The sequence below is a fragment of the Xanthomonas sp. WHRI 7065 genome (assembly GCF_040203115.2).
Lineage (GTDB): Bacteria > Pseudomonadota > Gammaproteobacteria > Xanthomonadales > Xanthomonadaceae > Xanthomonas > Xanthomonas arboricola.
Genome location: NZ_CP168194.1, coordinates 4,288,808 through 4,303,909 on the forward strand (window position 1 = coordinate 4,288,808; position 15,102 = coordinate 4,303,909).

At 65.7% G+C, this 15,102-nt stretch carries 14 protein-coding genes; 5 read left to right on the forward strand and 9 right to left on the reverse strand.

Going from position 1 to position 15,102, the window contains the following annotated elements; translation table 11 throughout:
* Positions 1-401: 401 nt before the first annotated feature.
* A complete protein-coding gene (locus tag ABQY64_RS17810) occupies positions 402-986 on the forward strand; it encodes a hypothetical protein (RefSeq protein WP_104570746.1) in 585 nt (194 codons plus the stop codon).
* A gap of 10 nt (positions 987-996) precedes the next feature.
* On the forward strand, positions 997-1,281 hold the full coding sequence (locus ABQY64_RS17815) for a DUF4031 domain-containing protein (protein ID WP_024940290.1): 285 nt from the start codon (positions 997-999) through the stop codon (positions 1,279-1,281).
* 651 nt (positions 1,282-1,932) lie between these two features.
* Here the strand turns inward: ABQY64_RS17815 and ABQY64_RS17820 are convergent.
* Complete coding sequence (locus ABQY64_RS17820) at positions 1,933-2,484, reverse strand: hypothetical protein (RefSeq protein WP_024940705.1); 552 nt, start codon at positions 2,482-2,484, stop codon at positions 1,933-1,935.
* Between the two features lie 163 nt (positions 2,485-2,647).
* Between ABQY64_RS17820 and ABQY64_RS17825 the strand changes: the two genes are divergently transcribed.
* Positions 2,648-2,914: a DUF3297 family protein gene (locus ABQY64_RS17825; protein ID WP_016900894.1), complete on the forward strand. Its 267-nt coding sequence runs from the start codon at positions 2,648-2,650 to the stop codon at positions 2,912-2,914.
* A gap of 421 nt (positions 2,915-3,335) precedes the next feature.
* Here the strand turns inward: ABQY64_RS17825 and ABQY64_RS17830 are convergent, their stop codons facing one another.
* The 4 genes from ABQY64_RS17830 to ABQY64_RS17845 form a co-directional block, all read right to left on the reverse strand.
* Positions 3,336-4,097: an ABC transporter permease gene (locus ABQY64_RS17830; protein WP_016900895.1), complete on the reverse strand. Its 762-nt coding sequence runs from the start codon at positions 4,095-4,097 to the stop codon at positions 3,336-3,338.
* A complete protein-coding gene (locus ABQY64_RS17835) occupies positions 4,094-5,038 on the reverse strand; it encodes an ABC transporter ATP-binding protein (protein ID WP_024940707.1) in 945 nt (314 codons plus the stop codon). Before ABQY64_RS17835 ends, ABQY64_RS17830 begins: the two co-directional genes overlap by 4 nt.
* A gap of 273 nt (positions 5,039-5,311) precedes the next feature.
* Positions 5,312-6,949, reverse strand: a complete 1,638-nt coding sequence (locus ABQY64_RS17840; protein WP_016900897.1) for a Na+/H+ antiporter — start codon at positions 6,947-6,949, stop codon at positions 5,312-5,314.
* 275 nt (positions 6,950-7,224) lie between these two features.
* On the reverse strand, positions 7,225-7,866 hold the full coding sequence (locus tag ABQY64_RS17845) for a hypothetical protein (protein ID WP_258072732.1): 642 nt from the start codon (positions 7,864-7,866) through the stop codon (positions 7,225-7,227).
* A gap of 624 nt (positions 7,867-8,490) precedes the next feature.
* Between ABQY64_RS17845 and ABQY64_RS17850 the strand changes: the two genes are divergently transcribed.
* The gene (locus ABQY64_RS17850; protein ID WP_016900899.1) at positions 8,491-9,048 is read left to right on the forward strand and encodes a fasciclin domain-containing protein; all 558 of its coding nucleotides are present in this window, start codon (positions 8,491-8,493) and stop codon (positions 9,046-9,048) included.
* Positions 9,049-9,520: 472 nt separating this feature from the next.
* Here ABQY64_RS17850 and ABQY64_RS17855 read toward each other — a convergent pair whose 3' ends face one another.
* The 4 genes from ABQY64_RS17855 to ABQY64_RS17870 form a co-directional block, all read right to left on the reverse strand.
* Positions 9,521-10,960, reverse strand: a complete 1,440-nt coding sequence (locus ABQY64_RS17855; protein WP_349780400.1) for a UdgX family uracil-DNA binding protein — start codon at positions 10,958-10,960, stop codon at positions 9,521-9,523.
* A 203-nt stretch (positions 10,961-11,163) separates the two neighbouring features.
* The gene (locus tag ABQY64_RS17860) at positions 11,164-12,408 is read right to left on the reverse strand and encodes a putative DNA modification/repair radical SAM protein (RefSeq protein ID WP_016900902.1); all 1,245 of its coding nucleotides are present in this window, start codon (positions 12,406-12,408) and stop codon (positions 11,164-11,166) included.
* 346 nt (positions 12,409-12,754) lie between these two features.
* Positions 12,755-13,585 (reverse strand): class III extradiol ring-cleavage dioxygenase, encoded by an 831-nt coding sequence (locus ABQY64_RS17865; RefSeq protein WP_349780401.1) that lies wholly within the window; start codon positions 13,583-13,585, stop codon positions 12,755-12,757.
* 31 nt (positions 13,586-13,616) lie between these two features.
* Positions 13,617-14,027 carry a DoxX family protein gene (locus ABQY64_RS17870; protein ID WP_047127394.1) on the reverse strand — a complete coding sequence of 137 codons (411 nt, stop codon included), beginning with the start codon at positions 14,025-14,027 and terminating at the stop codon, positions 13,617-13,619.
* Positions 14,028-14,132: 105 nt separating this feature from the next.
* Between ABQY64_RS17870 and ABQY64_RS17875 the strand changes: the two genes are divergently transcribed.
* Complete coding sequence (locus tag ABQY64_RS17875; protein ID WP_349780402.1) at positions 14,133-15,026, forward strand: LysR family transcriptional regulator; 894 nt, start codon at positions 14,133-14,135, stop codon at positions 15,024-15,026.
* Positions 15,027-15,102: the final 76 nt, after the last annotated feature.

The following is a 15,102-nucleotide window of genomic DNA, read 5'->3' on the forward strand; positions in this document are numbered from 1 at the left end:
GCTGCGGGCGGCTGCGGGCGGCTGCGGCTGCGGCAGACGGCAGACGGCAGACGGCAGACGGCAGACGTTATCGTGCATATCGAATCCGACGTGCATCCCGAACTTGATGTGCATCCCGGGTCTGGTCGCCCTGCGGGCTACTTGTCGTCCTACTTGTCGGGCTGCTTGTGGTCCTGCATGCCGATCCTGACCAGCAATGGCGCGTTGGCGCTCCGACAGACCTGCGGTGCCAGCCGCTGCAGCCTGTCCGACATATCGGCGTCAGCGGCCTTCGCGACCCGGAAGCGCCGACAGCAGCATCCCCCGTCACGGCTGGCGTTTCACCGGCCCGGCGGCGGCACCCGAGCCGGGTCACGCGCAAGCGCCTAGAATGGTCGGCCATTCCCAGCGTCGAGAACACCGTGTCCCGCAATTCCAAGGCCAAGCGCGACAAGCGCAAGAAGTCCCAACCCAAGCGCCCGATCGTCCGTCTGGGCCAGGCGCCGCAGATCGCCAACCATGCCGTGCTGCAAGATGCCGACGGCCGCGTGGTCGCTGCGATCGGCTTGCAGAACGGCAGCGAATGGCTGCTGTCGATCGGCGGCCAGACCATGGGCAGCGCCGACAACCCGGTGCCGATGCTGGCCATGCTCAAGCACCTGGCCAATCTGCAGGAGAAGGAAGGCAAGACCATCTCGCTGGAATACTCCACCCAGCTGCAGCAGATGATCGACGACCTGGCCGCCGAAGACGGCAAGACCGCCGAGGAATACCTGACCACGCTGGTGTCCGAGTTCGAGAACAGCGACGCTGAAGGCGACGACGGCGAAGCCGAAGACGCAGACGCCGAGGCAAGCGATGCCCAGGCAGATGCCGACGCGGACACCGATGCCGATGCTGATGCCACCGCCGAAGACGCCGCTGCCGAGACCGCAGGCGACGCGTCGCAGGACGACGCCGACGACGCAACCGACGGCGGCAAGAAGAAGAAGGGCAAGAAGGCCTAAGGGCCTGCCGGTGGCCGTCTACGTCGACGATGCGGTGCATCCGTGGCGCGAGCAGCGCTGGGCGCACCTGCTCGGCGATACGCTGGACGAGCTGCATGCAATGGCGGCGCGGCTGGGCATTCCCCGCCGCGCCTTCCAGAACAAACTCAGCGGCGCGCACTACGATGTGTCCGCGACGCTCCGCGCCGAAGCGATCGCGCTCGGTGCCATTGCGATCTCCCGCCACACCGACCGCGCCTTGCTCAAGGCCTTGATCGCCAATGCACGTGCACAGGCGCGCGGCGAGGCGCCTTGAGGCGGGGATTGGGGAGTCGGGATTGGGGATTCGTAGCGGCGATGGCCGCGGGCTGATCGGCGGCGCGCCGTTGTAGGAGCGCGCCCGAGCGCGAGGAGCTGTCCCGGTAACGCCCGATCGCGCGCCAGCGCGCTCCTACGTGGCAATCGCTGGGCCGTGTATGCGTCCTGGCCCGGAGGCCTGCAACGTCCAGCACCCGTGATGACGGCATGCATCTGCATGACGGCAGCACGCCTTTGTAGGAGCGCGCCCGAGCGCGAGGAGCCGTCCCGGTAACGCCCGATCGCGCGCCAGCGCGCTCCTACGTGGCAGCTGGTGGCACGTGCATGCGTCCTGGCCTAAAGGGAGGCCTGCAACTTCAGTACCCGCGATCACGGCACGCATCTGCATGACGACAGCATGCCTTTGTAGGAGCGCGCTAGCGCGCGAGCGGATGTCCCGGTAACGCCCGATCGCGCGCAGGCACGCTCCTACGTGGCAATCGCTGTGCCGTGGACCATGCCTGCGCGGCAGACCCTAGTGGCCACCCAGGCGCTTGGCATGCTGCTGCGGCAGCACGCACCACCGCGGCTCGACACAACCACACCCACAGACCGCTCCTGCGATTCCCGATTCCCGATTCCCCAATCCCCAATCCCCAATCCCGGCCCCTCAGAACGCCTCATTTCCCAGCCGCACTTCCACCCCCAACAGCGAGGTCAGCGCCAGCATGGCGTCGTCGTCGCGGCTGAGCGCGATCCAGCCGGCATAGGCGTCGCCGCCGGTGTTCCAGTTCCACAGCGAGTAGCCGTGCTCGCGCAGACGATCGAAGGCCACCGCCATCAGGTCGGGCACACTCAGATCGCTGGAAAACTCCTCGTCATCCAGGTCGCCGCCCCAGTCGATGCGCAGGTTCCAGCGCGCGCTGAGTTCGTCGATGGCGGCGATGAACGCGTCGGTGTCCTTCCAGTCCACGAAAAAGCCCGAGCGCCAGTCGATCGCATCCTTCAAGGCCCACAACCAGGCATCGTCGCCCTCGTCGTCGTCCAGGTCGGCCTGCGCCTCGCGCCAGGTATCGAACTGGCCCAAAGCGGTGTCTTCGTCGCCGGGATTGATCAGCACCAGCAGATTCCACACCCGCGCCGGGTGGTCGTCGACATCGTCTTCGTCGCCTTCGGGCTGCAGGCCTTCGTCGTCTTCGTAATCGGCGCTGTTATCGGGCATGGCGGTCTGGTTCCAGGGATGCAGGCGTGAAGTGTGAGGCCTGGCGAGGCGCAAGCAAACCGTCCGGCGCGTGCGCAGGCAGCGCCGGGGCTGATCTTCGCGGCGCGGGCCCGTATCCTGTGCGGCCGAAGACGGCCATCCCGGCCGCCATGACGCCTTTCCCATGAGCGATACCCCTCCCGATCATCTGGCCATCGATGCACGCAGCCCGTTCCACAATGCCGATGCGCTCAGCCGCGGCGTCGGCGTGCGCTTCAACGGTGTCGAACGCGACAACGTGGAGGAGTATTCGGTCAGCGAAGGCTGGATCAAGGTGCAGGTCGGCAAGGCCCGCGACCGTCGCGGCAACCCGATGACGATGAAGATCAAGGGTGAGGTGGTGGCCTACTTCCTGGACACCAAGAGCGACGCCAAGCCGGCTGCCGAATAAGAGCGGCTGACAACACCACGTTACGCCGGGCTACTGCAGGCCGGCTGCCCTGCGCCCTGGCTGCAAGGCCCTGGCCCACCCACGCTCGCCGGACACGCTGCAAGTACGTCCTTGCATAAGCGCTGGCGCGGCATCCATGCCGCGGCAGCGCTGGCGACTGCGAGAGGGCGAGGACCATCGGAGGTGGTCGTTTCGTTGCGCAGAGCTTTCAATAAAGCAGCCGGCAAACTATCTGGCGTGGCGCCCTCGCCGATTGCGAGACCGCGTGGCGGCATGGATGCCGCTACCGAACCCCCAGAGCCGGTTTCACGGCGCGTCACGCGAGCCGCGAGGGCGCAGCGCATTCGCCCCAGTCAGCGTTGACCCGGACTGCCGACGGCATCCACCAGGATGCGGCCGACCAAATCAATACCGTCACCACTCACGCCTTGAGCCGGTAACCGCTGCGGAAGATTGCCGCCACCACGCCCAGGCACACCAGCAGGAACAGGAAAGTCATGCCGGTGCTCACCGCGATGTGCACGTCGGCCTTGCCGTAGAAACTCCAGCGGAACCCGCTGATCAGGTACACCACCGGATTGAACAGGGTGACCTTCTGCCATAGCGGCGGCAGCATGTTGATCGAGTAGAAACTGCCGCCCAGGAAGGTCAGCGGCGTCACCACCATCAGCGGAATCACCTGCAGTTTTTCGAAGCCGTCGGCCCAGATGCCGATGATGAAACCGAACAGGCTGAAGGTCAGCGCGGTGAGCACCAGAAAGCCCAGCATCCACAGCGGATGCGCGATCTCGTAAGGCACGAACAGCCGCGCGGTGAGCAGGATCAGCAAGCCCAACAACACCGACTTGGTCGCCGCCGCGCCCACATAGCCGATCACGATCTCCCACCAGGCCACCGGCGCCGACAGCACCTCGTAGATGGTGCCGGCCCAGCGCGGCATGTAGATGCCGAACGAGGCGTTGGAAATGCTCTCGTTGAGCAGGGACAGCATCACCAGCCCGGGAATGATGAAGGCGCCGTAGCTGATGCCGTCGATGTCGCCCATGCGCGAGCCGATCGCCGCGCCGAACACCACGAAATACAGCGAGGTCGACAACACCGGCGAGGCGATCGACTGGGTCAGCGTGCGGAAGGCGCGCGCCATTTCAAAGCGGTAGATCGCCGCGATCGCATGCCGGTTCATGCGCGCACCTCCACGTTGCGGGCGCCATGCACCAGGTTGACGAAGATCTCCTCCAGCGAACTCTCGCTGGAATGCAGGTCCTTGAAGTCGATGCCCTGCTCGTTGAGCCGGCGCAGCAACGCGCCAATGCCGGTCTGCTCGGCCTGGGTGTCGAAGGTGTAGACCAGGCTGTTGCCGTCGGCCGACAGCTCCAGCGGCAGATCGCCCAGCGCAGCCGGGATGGCCTGCAGCGGCGCCTGCAGGCTCAGTGTGAGCTGCTTCTTGCCGAGTTTGCGCATCAGCGTGTGCTTGTCTTCCACCAGCACCAGCTCGCCGCGATTGATCACCCCGACCCGGTCGGCCATGTCCTCGGCTTCCTCGATGTAATGGGTGGTCAGGATCACCGTGGTGCCCTGCTCGCGCAGCCTGCGCACCATCTGCCACATGTCGTGACGCAGCTCCACGTCCACGCCTGCGGTGGGTTCGTCCAGAAACAGGATGCGCGGCTCGTGCGCCAGCGCCTTGGCGATCAGCACGCGCCGCTTCATGCCGCCGGACAGCGTGGAAATCTTGTTGTGGCGCTTGTCCCACAGCGAGAGCTCGCGCAGCACCGTTTCCAGATACGCCGCGTTGGCCGGCTTGCCGAACAGCCCGCGACTGAAGCGCACGGTGGCCCACACGGTTTCGAACGCGTCGGTGGCCAGCTCCTGCGGCACCAGGCCGATGCTGGCACGCGCAGCGCGGTAGTCGCGCACGATGTCGTGGCCATCGGCCAGCACGGTGCCGGTGCTGGGGTTGATCAGCCCGCAGATGATGCTGATCAGCGTGGTCTTGCCGGCGCCGTTGGGACCGAGCAGCGCGAAGATCTCGCCGCGCCGGATCTGAAGGTCCACCTGCTTGAGCGCCTGAAAACCGCCAGCGTAGGTCTTGCTCAATCCCTGGATGGAAACGATTGGAGTCATGTCTTCTGCACTGGAGCGATCAGCCGCACAGGGTAGGCCGTGCGCCATGAAGATGGGAGAAGTGCGAATGGAATGGTGTCTTCCGGCGCGCGCCGGGAAGGCTCAGCGAACTGGACCGCGCACACCTGCTGCGTCTGTTAGTCGACGCATCTCCATGTAGGAGCGCGCCTGAGCGCGATGGGGCTTTCCCGCCAACGTCCCATCGCGCCCAGGTGCGCTCCTACCCGAACACGGCAACCGCTGCTGCTCCTGCGATTCCCGATTCCCGCGCGCTCAAGCGCGCTTGCGCGACTCGATCAGGTCCAGATTGCGCACCAGCCGGCGCGACAGGTCGTCGGAAATCTCGCGGCGCCTGGCCAGCTTGAACAGCTCGTTGCGCTCGGCCACCAGCGCGGCATGGCGGAACTGGCGCAGCGCCTGTTCGTAGGCGCCGGCCTCTTCCGGATCGGTCTCCGCCATGTCCACCGCGCCGAGCTTGCGTTGATAGCGCTGGCTGACCTGGTTGGCGGCGGCGTTGTAGCGCTCGGCATGCTTGCTGCCGTCCACCAGCCGCTGACGCAGTTTTTCCACCGCTTCCAGCGCCGCCTGCGAGGCGGCCTTCACCGCCAGGTCTTCCTTGAGCTGTTCGTCTTCCTCTTCGGGCAATTCCAGCCCGCGTAGCAGCCGCGGCAAGGCCACGCTGGCCACCAGCAGCGACACCAGGATCACCGAGGCGGCCAGGAAGATCGCCAGCTGGCGGGCCGGAAACGGCGAGCCGTCTTCCAGCATCAACGGCAGCGTGAGCACGCCGGCCAGGGTGATCGCACCGCGCACGCCGGCCAGCGAAACCGCCACCACGATGCGCCATGGCGGGCTGACATGCTGCTCGCCGCGCCACTGCGCCTTGAAGATGTTCCAGCGCAGCGACAGGAACACCCACACGAAGCGCAACGCCATCAGGCTGGCGCTGATGGTGGCCACGTACACCGCCAGCCACCACGGATTGAGGTGCCCGGCCTCCTGCACGCTGCGCACCGCACCGTCCAGGATGCCCGGCAACTGTTCGCCCAGCAGCACGAAGATGATGCCGTTGAAGGTGAACTGCACCGTGTCCCACACCGCCGAGCGCTGCAGCCGCATATTGCCCGGCGCGTTGCCGGCCATCTCCACGTAACTCATGGTGACGCCGGCGGCCACTGCGGCCAGGATGCCGGAGGCATGGAAGGCTTCGGCCAGCAAATAGGCCGCGAACGGGGTCAGCAGATTGACCAGGATCGCCGAACCCGGCTCCTCGCCGAAGTGGCGCCAGATCCAGGCCTGGATGCGGCTCAGGCCAAACGTGGTGGCCACGCCCAGCGCCAAGCCGGCCAATGCCACCCACAGGAAGGTCAGCGAGGCAGTGGCGAGCGAGAAGCTGCCGGTCAGCACCGCGGCCACCGCGAACTGGAAGCACACCAGTCCGGAGGCATCGTTGAGCAGGGACTCGCCTTCCAGGATGTGCATCAGCCGCTTGGGGATCGACACCTTGGAGGCGATCGAGGACACCGCCACCGGATCGGTCGGCGAGATGATCGCCGCCAGTGCGAAGGCCACCGCCAGCGGCATCGCCGGGATCAGCCAATGGATCAGCAGGCCCGCACCGATCACGGTGAACACCACCAGACCCAGCGCCAGCTCGAGGATGGCCGCCTTGTCGCGGAACAGGCCTTGTTTGGGAATGCGCCAGCCATCCAGGAACAGCAGCGGCGGCAGGAACAACAGGAAGAACAGCTCCGGTTCCAGCTCGTGCCCGGCATCGAACACACCCGAAACCACCGCGCCAAGCGCAATCTGGACCAACGGCAGGGGCAACGAGAACGGCAGGATGCGGATCAGATAACCGCTGGCCGCGACCGCCAGCAACATGGCGAGGACGACATCGATCGAATGCATGGAAAACCCGGAAGAAGAAACGGTGCGCGCGTGCGGCATCGCATAGTGCAACGCACCATCACGCGCCTACGGAAACATACCGGTTTGCATCGGGCGATGAAACCTTTGCGCCACCTCGCCCGGCTTGCCATCCATTGCGGCAGATCTGCCATCGGGCCCGTCGATGTCACACCGTTGCGATTCGCATCGGCCCCGGCGCCGTTGGATACGCCAGCGCATGGACGCGCGCGCTGTTGCGGGAGTGCCCTGCCAGGCAGCTCACCGACAGACTGCAATCAGCTGTGGCGGACGTGCCGCTTCGCATGCGGGGACGATTGCCGCGTGGTCTCGACCGGGACGATGAAGGTCGCTTGCTGCAGTTGCAGCCTGGAGTCGTAGTGACTCACCACCACCTTGACTGCCTCGGGCTTTTTCCGGAAGGCATACGGCCACTGCGCCCCAACCATCTGCTGGCCGATCTTCTGGCCGTCGGCGTCTTCCACGAGTTTGAGGTGCACCGGGTAATTGCCTGCGCCGCCATTGTCCGCATCGTTGGCATCGACCACATCGATATGGGCTTTCGAAAACGCCAGCGTCGACGGCCCGCCATCCTTGTAATTCGCGCTGTCATCGAACCCGATGTTCCTGTAGCTGTAACTCACCAGCAGCACCTGCGTGGGCCGCCAGGATCCACCGCCATCGTCATGGATTTTCACCCTGGCCGGGCGCACGGCATCGACGGTGAACTGCCACTCGCCCGGAACAATCCATTGCTGCCCTGGCCGATAGGCTTCACTGGACGGAGCAACGGCCTTTGCCGGCGTTGACGTCGGAGCCCGCACTGCGGCCGAGGCCTGCGTGATGCCGCATACCGTCATGCTTGCAGCCAGGCATGCTGCCAGTGCCAGCCGCGTGCATTGGATTTTTTTCTGCGTCATCTAGCTACAACCTTTCTGCGTGATTCGGTGAATTGCGTTACCCGCAAATGCGGAGCCAGCCTGCAAAGTTCAGCGTCATTATCTGCACTCCATACCAGCTGAGATGAGTGCAGCCGGTGGCGCGAGGTTACATGACACGAGCAGCAGATCACTGACGACATCATGCTACAGCGTTGCTTATTTAGTCCGGCTTCACCCACGAACTCATGTAGCAAAAAAGCCACTCGAGATTCACGCATTCGATCATCAGGCTGCAGCACCAAAGATAATCCTGCCCGCCCTATTTGCGCTTGCTGGTAGCTGTCATCAGCAATGCATTGAACCTTGCCTGCACTGGCTGCGCATCGCATGGACGGCGGCAAGTCGATCGCGTTCTGTCTGCAATGGCACCTCGCCCCGCATCGCTTCGGTTTCGACCACCGACAAGTGCTTGGGTTGCTGCTGCCGCCTGAGCCCAGCGACCGCAACAGGCGGTGTCGATGCCTGCGTTTTGACGCTCTCGAGCGACGCAGTGCCGGATACGCCCGTGTAAAGACCGCGTGATGCATCCGCGCTGCATCTACCCGCGTATCCAGCACTACGATTGCCATCCAGGCAGTCGCTTACCCAAAGGATCGATGCCTCATGAAGACCTCATTCCAGTCGCTTGCCATTGCCACTGCCATTGCCCTGACCAGCGCCATGGCCCCCGCTTACGCCGCATCGAACCCGACCGTGGGCGGTGCGCCGATGCTGGTGACCAAGGACATCGTCGACAACGCCGTCAACTCCAAGGACCACACCACCCTGGTCGCCGCGGTCAAGGCCGCCGGCTTGGTCGACACGCTGAAGGGGCCGGGCCCGTTCACCGTGTTTGCCCCGACCAACGCCGCATTCGCCGCACTGCCGGCCGGCACGGTGGAAACGTTGCTCAAGCCCGAATCCAAGCCCACGCTGACCAAGGTGCTCACCTATCACGTGGTACCGGGCAAGGTCGACGCCGCATCGCTGATCGCCAAGATCAAGGCCGGCGGCGGAAGCGCCTCGCTGACCACCGTGCAGGGCGAGGCGTTGACCGCAAAGCTCAACGGCAAGAAGGTCACCATCACCGATGCAAAGGGCAACACCGCCAACGTCACCATTGCCGATGTCATGCAGAGCAATGGCGTGATCCATGTGGTCGACAAGGTGTTGATGCCGTGACGGCAGCTCGCTGCCTGACGCAGGCAGTCGCAGGCGCGTGACCTGCATCGGCGGAACGCAGCCAGGTTCCGTCGATGGGTCGACGACGAATTGCGCACGCCAGCAACGTTCAGAGCAGCTGCATTGCCGCAAGCACTCGGGTAGGCGCGGACGCTGCGCTCGACACCGGCAGGTACGGGTGGTACATGCCGATGTCGAACACCGCGCCTGCCTGACCAACATGCAGCAGTCGTGTCGGCCGCTGCCTCAAGTGATTGGTTGCACTGGCGTTGCACGGCAACGCCAGTGCATCAGCTGCACATGACTTAGGTGCAGACACTGCTGAATCGTTGTATCCGCGCATGCCTGGAAACAGGCTCCAGGCAGCGCCACCACACCGCAAAGCGGCGGTGAGGGAACCACTGGCTCGCCAGTGGTTTCACTTGGTGTCTCGTTCTCCGACACCGTGCGCGTGCATTTGCACGCGCATTTTTTATGTCTTCGCCATGCGCTCCGCGGCGACCGGTGCATCCAGCAACTGGCGCAGGTCCTCGACAAACCCGCGGTAGCCTTCCTCGCGCGCGGCCTCCGAGCCCTGCCGCAATACCCAGGAGGGATGCACGGTGGTCAGCACCGGTGTGCCGTCGTCCAGCCGCTGCCACTGGCCGCGCTGCTGCATCAAGCGGAAGCTGTTTCCCAACACCGCCTGTGCCGCGGTTGCGCCCAGGCAGACGATCTGCGCCGGACGCAGCTGCGCGCGTTCGGCATGCAACCAGCCACTGCAGGCCTGCACATGCGACCGTTCCGGGTTGCGATGCAGCCGCCGCTTGCCGCGTTGCTCGAAACGGAAATGCTTGACCGCATTGGTCACGTAGACCGTGGCGCGGTCGATGCCGATCTCGCCCAGCGCCATGTTGAACAAACGCCCGGCCGGCCCGACGAACGGACGCCCGCTCAGATCCTCTTCGTCGCCGGGCTGCTCGCCGATCACCATCACCGACGCATCGCTCGGCCCTTCGCCGAACACCGTCTGCGTTGCCGGCTGCCATAACGCACAGCGCCGGCAATCGCGCGCGGCCACGCGCAACTGCGCCAAGCTTTGCGTGGCCACTTCCGGGACCGGCGCCGCCGCCACCGGCACTCGCCGCCGCACCGGCTCGGGCGCACGCTCGGCCATCTCGCGCACGCGCACACCCGCCTCGCGGATCAGCTCCGGCAACAGGCTCGCCTCGGGCAGGTTCTTCCAGTATTTCTGCGGCATTTCCTGCCGCATCATGGTTGGATTGAGCCGCGCCGGATTGAAGATATGCGCGTAATAGGTGCGCCACAGCGTCTCCTGCGCATCGTCGGCCGGCACCTGGGTGCGCACGGCGCCTTCACCGAACGTCAACGCCTCGCCGTCCCAGCGCACGCTGCGATACGGGGTGAGGATCGCCCAGCGCATGCCGGCGAAGCGGCGCGCAAAAAACGGTGCCACCCGATCCACGATCCAATGTTCGGGCTCGAACCACGCCACGAAGTCTTCCTCTTCCACCGGCAAACGCCGAAAGCGCACGAACGCCTTCATCTTGTGCGTATCGCGCTGCACCGCCTTTTGCCACTGCGTCACCCGATGCACATCGACATCGGTGGCCCGCTCGAGCAGCGCGCGCTCCCCGCACGCCACCCGCCACAACAGCCGGTACAGCACCGCATAACGCTGCGGATCGCGGTGACACAGCACCGCTCCTGCCATCTGCAGGAACTCCGCCGACACCCGCGGCGCTGCAACCAAGGCCGGCAAATCCAGCAGCCCCTGCCCCATCAACAAGCCGCCCTGCGCTCCGCCATTCCACGCGATGGAGTCGGGCTCCACCTGCGCGCACCACCCCGCCCGCGCCAGCGCACGCCATGCTTCAAGGCTCCACCCCGGCTCGACGTCAGCGTTGAACATCGCGGTGGTCGGGATGGAGAGATGGGATTGGGGATTGGAAATTGGGGATTCGCAAAGCGTCGCGTTCCTGTGTCAGCACTGGCCTTCGGTGGCAGCTTTGCGCCTGATGCGACCCTTCTCCGCGCTTCGGGCAACTTGCCCGGCAACACGGCAGACGCCAGCGGACGCGGCGGTGCGCCGGATGCCGGCGGCCAGCTGCGGGTTCAATCGAACAGACTCGCCTGCCTGGGTGCCGGTGCCAGTTGCGCGCGCAAGCGCACCGGGTCGTCCAGGCGCTGGCGCGGGTGATGATCCAGCACACTCACAAACGGCAGCAGCTTCTTCATCGGCACCCGCAACCGCGCCAGGTCGCCCACCCGCAAGCGCGCATGCCGGCGCGACAACAGCAAGCGCTCCACATTGCGCGTGCCCAGGCCCGGCACCCGCAGCAGCATCTCGCGCGGTGCCGCGTTCAGATCCACCGGAAACCGCTCCGGATTGCGCAGCGCCCAGGCCAGCTTCGGATCCACGTCCAGATCGAGCATGCCGCTGGACTGCGCCGGTGCGATCTCCTCCACGCTGAACTCGTAGAAGCGCAGCAACCAGTCGGCCTGATACAGCCGGTGCTCGCGCTGCAACGGCGGTGCCTGCAGCGGCAATTTGGACGAGGCATCCGGGATCGGGCTGAAGGCCGAGTAGTACACCCGGCGCATCCGGTAATTGCCGTAGAGATTGTGGCTGGTGTCCAGGATGCTGCGGTCGTTGGCATCGTCGGCGCCGACGATCATCTGCGTGCTCTGCCCGGCCGGCGCAAAACGCGGCGGCTTGGCGCGGCGCAGCTTTTCGGCCTTGCGCTCCAGCTGGTTTTCTTCGATGCGCCAACGCAGTTCGCCCATTGCCGAGCGGATGCCGCCGACACTTTTTTCCGGCGCCAGCAGCGTCAATCCCTGCTCGGTCGGCAGCTCCACGTTGATGCTCAGGCGGTCGGCGTAGCGGCCGGCGGCGGCCAGCAATTCCGGCGTTGCATCGGGGATGGTCTTGAGGTGGATGTAGCCGGCGAAGTGATGCACCTCGCGCAGCTGCCGCGCCACTTCCACCAGCTGCTCCATCGTGTAATCGGAGTTGCGGATGATGCCGCTGGACAGGAACAGGCCTTCGATGTAATTGCGTTTGTAGAAGTCCAGCGTCAGCGTGACCACTTCTTCCGGCGTGAAGCGCGCACGGCGCACGTTGCTGGACACGCGGTTGACGCAATACGCGCAATCGAACACGCAGAAATTGGTGAGCAGGATCTTCAACAGCGACACGCAGCGGCCGTCGGGCGTGTACGAGTGGCAGATGCCCATGCCCTCGGTGCTACCGATCCCGCCGGTGCCGAGCGAATTGCGCTTGTTCGCGCCACTGGAGGCGCAGGACGCGTCGTATTTGGCCGCATCGGCCAGCACTGCGAGTTTGTCGAGGATTTTCACGCAAGCAGCATGTCGTGAAGGCGTCTCAGCCTATGAGACTGCACCGCACTTCATCGTGAATGCTTCAGAGCGCTGCGCTGCCGGCACTTGTCGGCAGCATGCCTTGTGGCTGCGCCGCCGGGGCAGCATGCCCGGTCGCTGCGGGCCGGTGTGCCGTAGCTACCAAGCCGTATCGCCATGGGCCTTGCTAGCTGTAGCCACCGCACCACACCGGTTTGCAGCGGCAGTAACTGGCCACATGCCTTGGCTTGCAGGCGGCTGGGTGGTGCCTCGGGATTGCGAGGCCGGCATGCTGCCTGCCCCGTCGGTGACGGCGACGGTGCAGGCGTGCTGCGTCCGCCAGGGCTCAGGCGGCGACCGGGCCCGCAAGCGCGCGATCATCACCGGGATCGCCGTCGAACCGGTAGATATCCATCGCCAGAAATCCCGCATCGATGCCGGCATCGATGCGCTGTGCGCTGAGCCGGTCGGCGCCGGCGGCGCCCATCGCCACGTACAGCGGCAACAGGTGCTCGTCGGTGGGATGCGCCCGTGCGGCATGCGGTGCCTGCCGGCGATAGTCCAGCAAGGCGGCGATGTCGTCCTCCACCAGCTTGCGTTCGGTCCACTCGATGAAGGGCCGCACATACGGCGCCTCGCGCTCGGCGCTGTAGCCGTGGCGGAAGTCGTGCAGGTTATGGGTGATGCTGCCCGAGCCGATCACCAGCACCCCGTCTTCGCGCAGCGGCGCCAGCGCACGGCCGACCGCAAACTGGTGCGCCGGCCCCAGCTCGGGCTGGATCGACACCGACACCACCGGGATGTCGGCGTCCGGATACAGCAGGCGCAGCGGCACCCACACGCCATGATCGAAGCCGCGCTGCGGATCCAGGTGCGGATGCAGGCCGGCCTGTTCCAGCCGGCGCAGGATCTGCTGCGCCAGCGCCGGCTCGCCGGGCGCGGGATATTCCAGCTCGTACAGCGGTGCCGGAAAGCCGCCGAAGTCATGAATGGTGGGCGGCCGCGCCGCGCCGCTGACCAGCGGGCGACGGCCCAGCCAGTGCGCGGATGCAACGACGATCGCGCGCGGCCGCGGCAAGGTCTGCGCGAGCTCGGCCAGGCGCTCGCCGACCTGCCCCGACTGTAGCGCAGTCATTGGCGATCCGTGCGAGATGTACAGGGAAGGCAAACGGGTCATGGCGTACTCCTTGAAAGAACGACAGGCAGCCTCAACGCGCCGGCTTCAGCGCCCACGCGCCTTCGCCGAGCAGGGCTTGCACGATCAGCAACACCGCCCACAGCGCCGGGTATTCCCAGCCGCCGCCCGGATTGGAGAAACCGAAGCCGTTGCCGCCGTGCACGCTGACGATGATGCCCAGCAGCAGCGGCACGCCCAGCAACCCGATCCAGCGCGCATAGATGCCCAGCAGCAAGGACAGGCCCAGGCCCAGTTCCAGCGCGATGGTGAGATAGGCCAGCGCGCCCGGCAGGCCCAGCGAGTGGAAATAGGCCACGGTGCCGGCCGGGGTGAACACCAGCAACTTGATCAGGCCGTGGACCAGGAACAGCGCGCCCAGGCTGATGCGCAACAAAGCGGCGCCATAGGCAGCGGTACGCGGGGAAGCAAGCGAGGTGGACATTGGACAGACTCCAGTGAGGACCTGCACAGCCTATTGCTTACAAATTTCTGATAAATAGTTTTAGTTCGGATAATTTATTGCGATCAAAGCAACAATCGGACATCCATGGATACCCTCGATGCGATGCGCGTGTTCGCGGCAGTGGCCGAACGTAGCGGTTTCAGTGCCGCCGCCGATGCGCTCGACCGCTCCACCGCCAGCGTGACCCGGCAGGTCGCCGCGCTCGAGCAACGGCTGGGCACCCGCCTGCTCAACCGCACCACCCGGCGGGTCAGCCTGACCAGCGCCGGCACCGCGTATTACCAGCGCTGTCTGCAACTGCTGGCCGACCTGGACGATCTGGAGGCCACGGTCGGCGCGCAGGCGCTGGAGCCGGCCGGGGTACTGCGTGTCAACGCGCCGGTGAGCTATGGCATCGAGCGCCTGGCCACCCTGCTGCCGGGCTTTTGTGCGCGCTACCCGCAGGTGGAACTGGACCTGTCGCTGTCGGACCGGCTGGTGGACATGGTCGAAGAAGGTTTCGATGTCGCCATCCGCATCACCCGGCAGCCGGCGCCGACGCTGATCGCCCGGCGCCTGGGCACGGTCCGCCTGGTGCCCTGCGCGGCGCCGGCCTACCTGGCACGCGCCGGCACCCCGATGCATCCGTCCGACCTGGCCGGCCACGACTGCCTGCTGTACCACTACTCGCCCAACGGCGACGAGGTGCGCTTCCACGGACCCGATGGCGATAGCGATGTGCGCATCCACGGCAGCCTGCGCGCCAACAACGGGCATGTGCTGAGCGCGGCGGCGGTCGCCGGCCTGGGCATCGCGATGCAGCCGGACTTCCTGGCCGACGAGCATCTGGCCGCCGGCCGGCTGGTGCGCATCCTTCCGCAGTACGCACTGGGGGAGATCGGCATCTTTGCCGTCTATACCAGCCGCAGCCACCTGGCCCCGAAGGTGCGCAGCTTCATCGATTACCTGGTCGACAGCATGGGCGATCCCGGGCGCTGATGAGCCCGGCAACAGTACGTCCCGTCGATGGTCATTAACCTGACACGGCATGTGTGGTCACAATCGGGGCCCCCTC

Bases quoted from the DNA above. Each gene is read 5' to 3' on its own strand.
- ABQY64_RS17875 (WP_349780402.1), top strand. From the start codon at position 14,133: ATGGATACCCTCGATGCGATGCGCGTGTTCGCGGCAGTGGCCGAACGT.
- ABQY64_RS17865 (WP_349780401.1), bottom strand. From the start codon at position 13,585: ATGACCCGTTTGCCTTCCCTGTACATCTCGCACGGATCGCCAATGACT.
- ABQY64_RS17825 (WP_016900894.1), top strand. From the start codon at position 2,648: ATGAGCGATACCCCTCCCGATCATCTGGCCATCGATGCACGCAGCCCG.
- ABQY64_RS17840 (WP_016900897.1), bottom strand. From the start codon at position 6,949: ATGCATTCGATCGATGTCGTCCTCGCCATGTTGCTGGCGGTCGCGGCC.
- ABQY64_RS17845 (WP_258072732.1), bottom strand. From the start codon at position 7,866: ATGACGCAGAAAAAAATCCAATGCACGCGGCTGGCACTGGCAGCATGC.
- ABQY64_RS17820 (WP_024940705.1), bottom strand. From the start codon at position 2,484: ATGCCCGATAACAGCGCCGATTACGAAGACGACGAAGGCCTGCAGCCC.
- ABQY64_RS17850 (WP_016900899.1), top strand. From the start codon at position 8,491: ATGAAGACCTCATTCCAGTCGCTTGCCATTGCCACTGCCATTGCCCTG.
- ABQY64_RS17835 (WP_024940707.1), bottom strand. From the start codon at position 5,038: ATGACTCCAATCGTTTCCATCCAGGGATTGAGCAAGACCTACGCTGGC.
- ABQY64_RS17855 (WP_349780400.1), bottom strand. From the start codon at position 10,960: ATGTTCAACGCTGACGTCGAGCCGGGGTGGAGCCTTGAAGCATGGCGT.
- ABQY64_RS17830 (WP_016900895.1), bottom strand. From the start codon at position 4,097: ATGAACCGGCATGCGATCGCGGCGATCTACCGCTTTGAAATGGCGCGC.
- ABQY64_RS17870 (WP_047127394.1), bottom strand. From the start codon at position 14,027: ATGTCCACCTCGCTTGCTTCCCCGCGTACCGCTGCCTATGGCGCCGCT.